Here is an 8,245-nt window from a genome sequence, read left to right on the forward strand (position 1 = left end):
GTGGGCCCGGCTGCCGATCGTCCGCGACCACACCTGGCTTCGATGAACCACACCGCAGGCGCACGGAGGGGCGGGCGGGTCGGGAACCCGCCCGTTCCGACGCGTCGGCGGCGAACCCGCACGAAGTCCTCCGCCCGGGGCACACCTACCCGGGGTGATCACGAGCAGCGACCAGTCGGCGGATGTCATGACCACCTCTCCGCCTCCCACCACCCGGCCACGTGACGACCGGGTGGGCACGGGGTTGTCCCAGGGCTCTCCGGGTACCCACCGGGCCGCACACCCGCGGCCGACATCGCCAGACCGACCGCGTCCGACACCACCGCACCTCCGAACCAGTCGGGTGATCCGTTCCATGCGCGTTCTGTCCGAGTCCCAGTTGGCCGCCGTGCTGTCCGGCCTCGCAGGCCGTCCCCGGGTGGTGGTCAGCGGGAACCACGCCACCCCGCGCCACGCGTTGGGCGTGCTGGACGAGGCGGTGGCCGAGTACCGCCTGTTCGCGCTGAACGCCCAGGAGGGCGTCCCGGACCGCGACGGCGTGGTGCTGGAGACGCCGTTCGTCGGGCCGGGGATGCGCGGCAAGCGGATGCTGCGGTACTTCCCCTCCCGGCTGTCGCTGGTGCCGCACCTGCTGCGGCAGTCGTTGCCGCCGGACGTCGTGCTGGTGCACACCTCCACCCCGGTGGACGGGTGCGTGTCGCTGGGCACGGAGGTCAACGTCCTGCCCGCCGCGATCGAGGCGGTCCGCGCCCGGGGCGGCCTGGTGATCGCCCAGCTGAACCCCCGGATGCCCTACACGCACGGTGACGGGGTGCTGCCCTGCGACGAGGTGGACTACGCGATCGAGGTCGACGAGCCGCTGACCTCGCCGGCGCCCCGCGAGATCGGGGAGGTGTCCCGCGCGATCGCCGACCGGGTGGCGGCGCTCGTCCCGGAGGGCGCGACGCTGCAGATGGGCATCGGCGCGGTGCCGGACGCGGTGCTCGCGGCGCTGACCGGGCGGCGCGGCCTGGCGGTGTGGTCGGAGATGTTCAGCGACGGCGTGCCGGCCCTGGAGCGGGCGGGCGCGCTCGACCCGGACACCCCCGTGACCGCCTCGTTCGTGTTCGGCAGCCCGGAGCTGTACGACTGGGTGGACCGCAACCCCCGGGTCCGGCTGCTGCGCACCGAGAAGACCAACGACCCCGGGTTGATCGCCCGCAGGCCGCGCCTGGTCTCGATCAACAGCGCGTTGCAGGTCGACCTGTACGCCCAGGCCAACGCCAGCCGCGTGCACGGCGTCATCTACTCCGGGTTCGGCGGGCAGACCGACTTCGTGGTCGGGGCACTGCACTCGCCGGGTGGCCGGGCGATCGTGGCCCTGCCCTCCTGGCACCCCAAGGCCGACGTGTCCACGGTGGTGCCCCGCCTGACCGGCCCGGTCACCTCCTTCCAGCACAGCTACCTGGTCAGCGAGCAGGGCACCGCCGCCATCTGGGGTCACGACGCCGGCGAGCAGGCGCAGCAGATCATCGACCACGTCGCCCACCCGCGGGTCCGCGACGAACTCGCCGAGGCCGGTCGCGGTCTGGGCTTCCCGCTGCGGCCACCGGCCTGACCGGTGCCCCGGACCCGCGTGCGCGCCTACCTGGACGGGGCGGGTTTCCTCGTCGGGCCGCCGGTCCAACGGGTGATCAGCGGTCCGGTGGTGGCCAGGACGAGCACGTAGGCGGTGACCAGGGGCCCGAGGTCGGGGTGGGCGGCGCCGGCGAGGCCGACGATGACGACGGAGAACTCGCCGCGGGCGATCAGGGCGGTGCCGGCGCGCAGCCGGCCGCGCCGGGCGGCCCCGTCGCGCCGGGCCGTGTACCAGCCGGTGGCGACCTTGCCCGCCGCGCCCGCGACGGCCAGCGCGAGCGCGGCGGGCAGGCTGGGCAGCAGGTCGGCGAGGCTGACCGACAGGCCGATGGCCAGGAAGAACGCGGCGGCGAACAGGTCGCGCAGCGGGCCGAGCACCCGGCGGGTGCGCTCGGCGGCCTCGCCGGTGAGGGTGAGGCCGACCAGGAACGCCCCGACGGCGGCGGAGACGTTGAGGTACTCGGCCAGGGCGGCGACCACGAGGGTGGTGCCCAGCACGCGGAGCATGAGCTGCTCGGCGTCGGGGTGGGCCAGCCAGCGGTTGACGTGCCTGCCGAACCGGTGGGCCACCAGGAACGCGGCGGCGACAGCGGTCACGGCGACCAGCACGCCCAGCACAGCCTGCCACCACGTCCCGCCCGCGACGAGGACGGCCAGCACGGGCAGGTAGACGGCCATGGCGAAGTCCTCCATGACCAGCACGGCCAGCACGGCGGGGGTCTCGCGGTTGCCCAGCCGGCGCAGGTCGCCCAGCAGGCGGGCGATGATGCCCGAGGAGGACACCCAGGTCGCCCCGGCCAGCGCGAGCACCCCGACGGCGTCCAGGCCCAGCAGCCACCCGGCGACCGCGCCGGGCCCGGCGCCCAGCACCAGGTCCACCCCGGCGGAGGGGACGTGGCGCCGCAGGCTGTGGGTGAACTCGGCGGTGGAGAACTCCAGGCCCAGGGTGAGCAGCAGCAGCACCACGCCGATCGAGGCCCCGGCCTCGACGAACTCGCCGGCCGTGGGCACCGGCGCCACCCCGCCCTCGCCCAGCGCGAGACCCGCGAGCAGGTAGAGCGGGACGGCCGGCAGGCCGAACCGGCGGGCCGCCGTGCCCAACGCGCTGAGCACGACCAGGATCAGGCCCAGCTCCAGCAGCAGGGCCAACGAGGTGTGCACGCCCGGTTCAGCCCTCGACGATGCGGCGCACGGCCGCGATGCCCTCGGCCGTGCCGATCACCACCAGCACGTCACCCGGGCGGATGACCTCCGCCGGCATCGGGGCGGCGATGACCTCCTCACCGCGCACGACCGCCACCACCGACACGCCGGTGCGCGTGCGGGCCCGCATCGTGCCCAGCGGCTGGTCGGCGTGCGGGGACCCGGCGGGCACGTCGACCCGGTCCGACAGCAGCCCCGGCACTTCCCGCGACAGGTCGGCGAACCGCTCGACGATGCGCGGGGCGCCCAGGATCTCGGCCACCGCGTCCGCCTCCTCCCGGGTCAGCCGGAACAGCGGCCTGCCCTCGTCGGGGTCCTCCGGCGGGTAGGACACCAGCTCGAACCCGCCCTCACGACGGGCGATCACCCCGATCCGCTCACCGTCGGCGTTGGTGAACTCGTAGCGCAACCCCACACCCGGCAACAGCACCTCGTTGACGTCCACCGGGCCATCATGCCGCCGCGGTCGATGCCCCGGTCGCCCGGAGCGGCCCACGGGAACCTCTCGCCCGCGGCGACAGGGGCCAAGGTCCCGCGCGGGCCGGACGTTCCTCTCTGCTGCCCGGCGGTGCGCGTGGCGCATCGTGGTCGTCGTGACCGGATCGAGCGGACCTGGTGCCCGGGGCCTCGTCCCCCGGCCCTGCCCGACCACTCCGACGACCCAGGAGGACCACACCGTGCTGTCCGCTGCCTCAGCAGAGGTGGTGCGCGCGACGCTGCCGGTCGTGCGCGACCACGCCGTCGAGATCACCGGCGAGTTCTACCCCGCGATGTTCGCCGCGCACCCCGAGCTGCTCGACCTGTTCAACCAGGGCAACCAGGCCGGTGGGCAGCAGCGGGTCGCCCTGGCGTCCGCCGTGGTCGCCTTCGCCGGTCACCTGCTCGACGCCGACGCCGGTTCGTTCGACCCGATCGCCGAGCGCATCGCGCACAAGCACGTGTCGCTGGGCATCCGGGCCGAGCAGTACCCGGTCGTCGGCAGGCACCTCATGGCCGCTGTGGGCGAGGTCCTGGGCGACGCGGTCACGCCGGAGGTCGCCGCCGCCTGGGACGAGGTGTACTGGCTGCTGGCGTGCCGGCTCATCGCCGCCGAGGCGCGGCTGTACCAGCGCGGCGGGATCGACCCGGCGACGGTGTGGCGGCGGTGGCGGGTGGCCAAGCGGCAGGAGGAGGCCGTGGACGCGGTGTCGTTCACGCTCGTGCCCGACGACGGCGGCGAGGTGCCGGACTTCGCGCCCGGCCAGTACGTCTCGGTCGCGGTCGAGCTGCCCGACGGCCGCCGCCAGCCGCGCCAGTACTCGCTGTCCCAGGGGCCGGGCCGGGGCTCGCTGCGGATCACCGTGCGCCGGGTGCGCGGCGCCGGCGGCACGCCCGACGGCGCGGTCTCGAACCACCTGCACGACCACGTGCACGCCGACGACACCCTGCTGCTCGGCCCGCCCGCCGGGGAGAACACCCTGGAGCCGGGCACCGGTCCGGTGCTGCTGGTCAGCGCGGGCATCGGCATCACGCCGGCGGCCTCGATGCTGGACCACCTGGCCCGCACCCAGCCCACCCGGCGGGTGGTGCTCGTGCACGCCGAGCGCTCCGCCGACCGGCACGCGCTGCGCGCCGAGGTCCACCAGGCCGCCGCCGGCCTCGCCGACGTCGAGCAGCTCACCTGGTACGAGACGGGCGACGGCGGGCGCCGGGGCCTCGTCGACGTGGACGCCATCCCGCTGACCGCGGACACGACCGCCTACCTGTGCGGGCCGGTGCCGTTCATGCGCGACGTCCGCGCCGGGCTGCTGCGCCGCGGCCTGCCCGCCGACCGCGTCCGCTACGAGGTCTTCGGACCGGGGATGCTCGACGGAGGGGCCGGCTGACCACGCCGCGATCGGGACTGCCGGGCCAAGAGCAGCGCGCCCCAGCCCAGTGCCGCGCCGATGGCGGCGCCGAGGGTGTTGTTCCCCCAGTCGGCCGTGTCGCAGGAGCGGCCGATGGCGGGCACGAGCGCCTGGGCGAACTCGACGCCGGCCGACAGCGCGGCGCCCGCCGCCCCGGCGAGCGCGGGGCGCCGGGTGGCCACGGCGAGGAGGAGCGCCGGCGCGACGAACAGCACGACGTTCGCCATCAACTCCACGCGGGACGGCGTGGGCAACGCCCACTGCACCACGCACACCTCGTACAGCTCCCGATCCACGGGGACGAGCGTGGTCACGGCGACCGGCAGGAGCGACAGGCCGAGCAGCGCCCGGGTGACGGCGGGCCGGGCGACCAGCCGGCTGCCCACGAGCGGACCGAGGACGACGAGCAGCACTAGGGCGGCAGGGGACAGCCACGGGTGGTCGAGCAGGACGTCCGTGATCACGCGATGGCCTCGCACTCGTCGATCGGCACTCGCCGCAGAGGATAGGTCGAACCCGCCTCGACACCCGTCCGGGCCCCGGCCGCGGGCACCGGCGCGGTCCGCCGCCTCAGCGACTACACCGGCGCGCCACCGATCGGCCAGACCTACGACGCCGACCCGGCCTGGCTGACCGCGTGCAACGGTTGGCCGGCCTCACCGCAACAGCCGGCCTCGCCCCCGCCCGGCAGCGGGTGCAGCGCGGGCAACCCCGGTGCGGGCAAGGTGCAGCTGCGCACCGAGCAGCCCGTCCCGCTGCCCGCGCCCGACCGGTTCCTGACCTTCTCGGTCGACGCGGCCGAGCAGAACTGCTCCGCCAACCACGCGCTGTTCGAGTTCCACCTCCTCGACGGCGCGACGGCCATTCCCACCTCCACCACCCCGATCGAGCCCTGCGCCAACCCCTCGACCGTCGTCAACGGCACCGCCGTGGGCACCTACACCAGCGACCGGCCCGTGCTGTTCGGCGGCTCCTCGGTCGGGGTGCGGCTGCTCAACGCCCAGGGCAGCGGCACCGGCAACGACGCCGCGTTCGACAACGTCCGCGTCCTGGACGTCACCCCGCAACTGGACGTCGGCTACAGCCCGTCCCCCGTCGAGGTCGGGCAGACCGCCACCGGCCAGGTCTCGTGCACGATCACCGTCACGGTCACCGCCGCCCACGCCGGCACCTACACGACCTGCGCCACCGACGTCACCGCACGCGTCGGCCTCGACGCGCCGGGCTGCGCCTCGGTCCGCTTCACCGCGCCGGAGCTGGTGTTCGACGCCCACGCCCACGGCGGCGAGTTGACCGCCCCGCTCGTCGGCGTCGGCCCGCTCGCGCCGTCCGACCTGGCCTGCACCACCCAACCGGGCCTGGACCAGGACCAGCTCCTCGGCGCGGGCCTGCCCGGGATCGGCTCGCTGGGGGTCATCGACACCGAAGCCCGCGGCGTGGTCGACGGCGACGGCGAGCGCACCGCCACCGCGCGGGCCCGCACCGCGCAGGTCTCGCTGCTGGGCGGCCTGATCACCGCCGACGAGGTCCGCGCCAAGGCCACCGCCGACGAGGACGGCACCGGCGCGGTCACCACCACCGGTGACGTCGAGCTGGTCAACCTGCGGGTCAACGGCGCCCCGGTGGTCACCCCCGCGGTCGGCCTGACCATCACCATCCCGCTCGTGGCCACGGTCGTGGTCAACGAGCAGCGGCCCCTGGCGGGCGGCGCCGGCATTGCCGCCAACGCCCCGCACGTCCGCCTGCTCAGCGGCGTGGACCTCGTGGTCGGCCACGCCCGGGTCACCCTGACCCGCCCCGGCGCCCCCTGCCCGGCCGCCTGACCAGGCTCGGGTGCGGGCTAGGGGTCCAGCTTGAGTGAGCCGTGGCCGACGTTGGTGCTGTCGGCGATGGCGCGGATCAGGCGCAGCAGGTCGTCGTGGAGTTCGTCGGTCATGCGGCCCTCGGCGACGCCGCGCAGGAACACCTGGTTGACGCCCCTGATCGCGGCTCGACCCGCGGCTCCGAACAGGTCGTCGCGATCGGTTCCGTCGAAGGGGAAGCCGGTTCCGGGGGTTCGTCGTGAGACCTCGGCCTCCGCCATGGCGACCACGCCGGGGTTGGCCAGGGCCATGGCGCGGGTGAGCGCGGCCTCCTCCCGGTCGACGTTGTCGCGCAGGTCGTGCCACCACCTGTCCACCAGGTCGATGAACTCCAGGGCGGGATCCTCCTGGTGCAGCGCGATGATCCGCTGCTCGATGGACGCCGGCCACTCGGTGATGAAGTCGAGCTTCGACGGGAAGTAGCCCGTCACGGTCCGCGGCGCGACCTCGGCCACCTCGGCGATGTCGGCGATCGTGGTCCGGTCGTACCCGCGTTCGGCGAACAGGCGCAGGGCCGTGTGCAGGATCAGCCGCCGCCGTCGTGCTTTGGACCGTTCCCGAAGCCCCGGACCGTCACTGGTCACCGCACTCTCCCGCACTCCGTCGATCACCGCCTGTGCGTGCCCCAGCATACATGCACTCCAAGGTTAAAATGCCCCCTTGTGCAAAGTTGCCACCCATGGCAATCTTTTGTCGGGCGGTCGAAGTCGATCACCACCGAGTCCGGCGAGCAACGGCTTCACGGACGAACGGCCCGAGAGGAACACCCATGAGCACGTCCTACGCGGACGCCGCCGGCTTCCCGGTCAGCGACCCCACCCCGATCCTCACTTACAGCCCCGTCACGCTCGACGTGCCGGGCAGGCCCGTGCCGCTGGAGATCAAGGTCTCGGCCCCCGTGACCGGGACCGACCTGCCGGTGATGCTGCTCTCGCACGGGCACGGCATGGCCAACTTCATCTCCTCGCTGCGCGGCTACGGCCCCGTCGCGGATTTCTGGGCCGCTCACGGGTTCGTCGTCGTCCAGCCGACGCACCTGGACTCCACGGTGCTCGGGCTGCGCGACCAGGACCTGCCCGACGCGCCGCTGTTCTGGCGTGACCGCGCCGTCGACATGCACACCGTCCTCGACCACCTGGAGGAGGTCCTCGCCGCGGTTCCGGGGCTGCCGGGCCGCGTCGACACCGAGAAGGTGGCCGCGGTCGGGCACTCGGCCGGTGGCCACACGGTCTCGCTGCTGCTGGGCTCTCAGGTGGCCGACCCGAACGACCCCCGGGAGAAGGACCTCTCCGACCCCCGGGTCAAGGCCGGCGTCGTGATCGGAGGACCGGGCGTCGCCGACGAGCACTTCTCGCCGTGGGCCGCGGAGCACTACCCGATGATGAAGCACATCGACTTCGGGCAGATGACCGACGCCGCGCTCGTCGTCGCCGGCGACGAGGACCTCAACCCCAACTTCTCCTCCCGGCTCAGCTACCGCTGGGACGCCTACACCCACAGCCCCGGCGGGAACAAGACGCTGCTGACCTTCCTGGGCGCACAGCACCTGTTCGGCGGGATCTCCGGCTACGACGCCGCGGAGACCTCCGACGAGAACCCCGAACGGGTCGCCGCCCTGCGGGCGCTGGTGTGGGCCTACCTGCGTTCCCGGCTGTTCCCCGGCGACATGTCCTGGGA

The 8,245-nt window shown here is 74.1% G+C and carries 8 protein-coding genes; 4 read left to right on the plus strand and 4 right to left on the minus strand.

Annotated features, from left to right (window positions below):
* Positions 1–355 precede the first annotated feature (355 nt).
* The gene (locus tag ACFV4N_RS35755; RefSeq protein ID WP_499677089.1) at positions 356–1,597 is read left to right on the plus strand and encodes an acetyl-CoA hydrolase/transferase family protein; all 1,242 of its coding nucleotides are present in this window, start codon (positions 356–358) and stop codon (positions 1,595–1,597) included.
* A 26-nt stretch (positions 1,598–1,623) separates the two neighbouring features.
* On the opposite strand, the gene ACFV4N_RS35760 is transcribed toward ACFV4N_RS35755, so the two are convergent.
* Both ACFV4N_RS35760 and ACFV4N_RS35765 read right to left on the minus strand, forming a co-directional pair.
* Positions 1,624–2,778 (minus strand): cation:proton antiporter, encoded by a 1,155-nt coding sequence (locus ACFV4N_RS35760; protein WP_499677090.1) that lies wholly within the window; start codon positions 2,776–2,778, stop codon positions 1,624–1,626.
* Positions 2,779–2,785: 7 nt separating this feature from the next.
* A complete protein-coding gene (locus ACFV4N_RS35765; protein ID WP_499677091.1) occupies positions 2,786–3,265 on the minus strand; it encodes a cation:proton antiporter regulatory subunit in 480 nt (159 codons plus the stop codon).
* Positions 3,266–3,497: 232 nt separating this feature from the next.
* Here ACFV4N_RS35765 and ACFV4N_RS35770 point away from each other — a divergent pair, with 232 nt between their 5' ends.
* A complete protein-coding gene (locus ACFV4N_RS35770) occupies positions 3,498–4,685 on the plus strand; it encodes a globin domain-containing protein (RefSeq protein WP_499677092.1) in 1,188 nt (395 codons plus the stop codon).
* Here ACFV4N_RS35770 and ACFV4N_RS35775 read toward each other — a convergent pair.
* Entirely contained in the window at positions 4,640–5,170 is a 531-nt protein-coding gene (locus ACFV4N_RS35775) for a VanZ family protein (RefSeq protein ID WP_499677093.1), read from the minus strand. The genes ACFV4N_RS35770 and ACFV4N_RS35775 overlap by 46 nt on opposite strands.
* 261 nt (positions 5,171–5,431) lie before the next feature.
* Between ACFV4N_RS35775 and ACFV4N_RS35780 the strand changes: the two genes are divergently transcribed.
* Positions 5,432–6,529 (plus strand): choice-of-anchor P family protein, encoded by a 1,098-nt coding sequence (locus ACFV4N_RS35780; RefSeq protein ID WP_499677094.1) that lies wholly within the window; start codon positions 5,432–5,434, stop codon positions 6,527–6,529.
* Positions 6,530–6,546: 17 nt separating this feature from the next.
* Here ACFV4N_RS35780 and ACFV4N_RS35785 read toward each other — a convergent pair whose 3' ends face one another.
* On the minus strand, positions 6,547–7,152 hold the full coding sequence (locus tag ACFV4N_RS35785) for a TetR/AcrR family transcriptional regulator (RefSeq protein ID WP_499677095.1): 606 nt from the start codon (positions 7,150–7,152) through the stop codon (positions 6,547–6,549).
* 185 nt (positions 7,153–7,337) lie between these two features.
* Here ACFV4N_RS35785 and ACFV4N_RS35790 point away from each other — a divergent pair.
* Positions 7,338–8,245 (plus strand): alpha/beta hydrolase family protein (locus tag ACFV4N_RS35790; protein WP_499677096.1); only part of this gene is annotated, 908 nt, incomplete at its 3' end.

The organism is Actinosynnema sp. NPDC059797 (assembly GCF_042732085.1).
Taxonomy (GTDB): Bacteria; Actinomycetota; Actinomycetes; order Mycobacteriales; family Pseudonocardiaceae; genus Actinosynnema.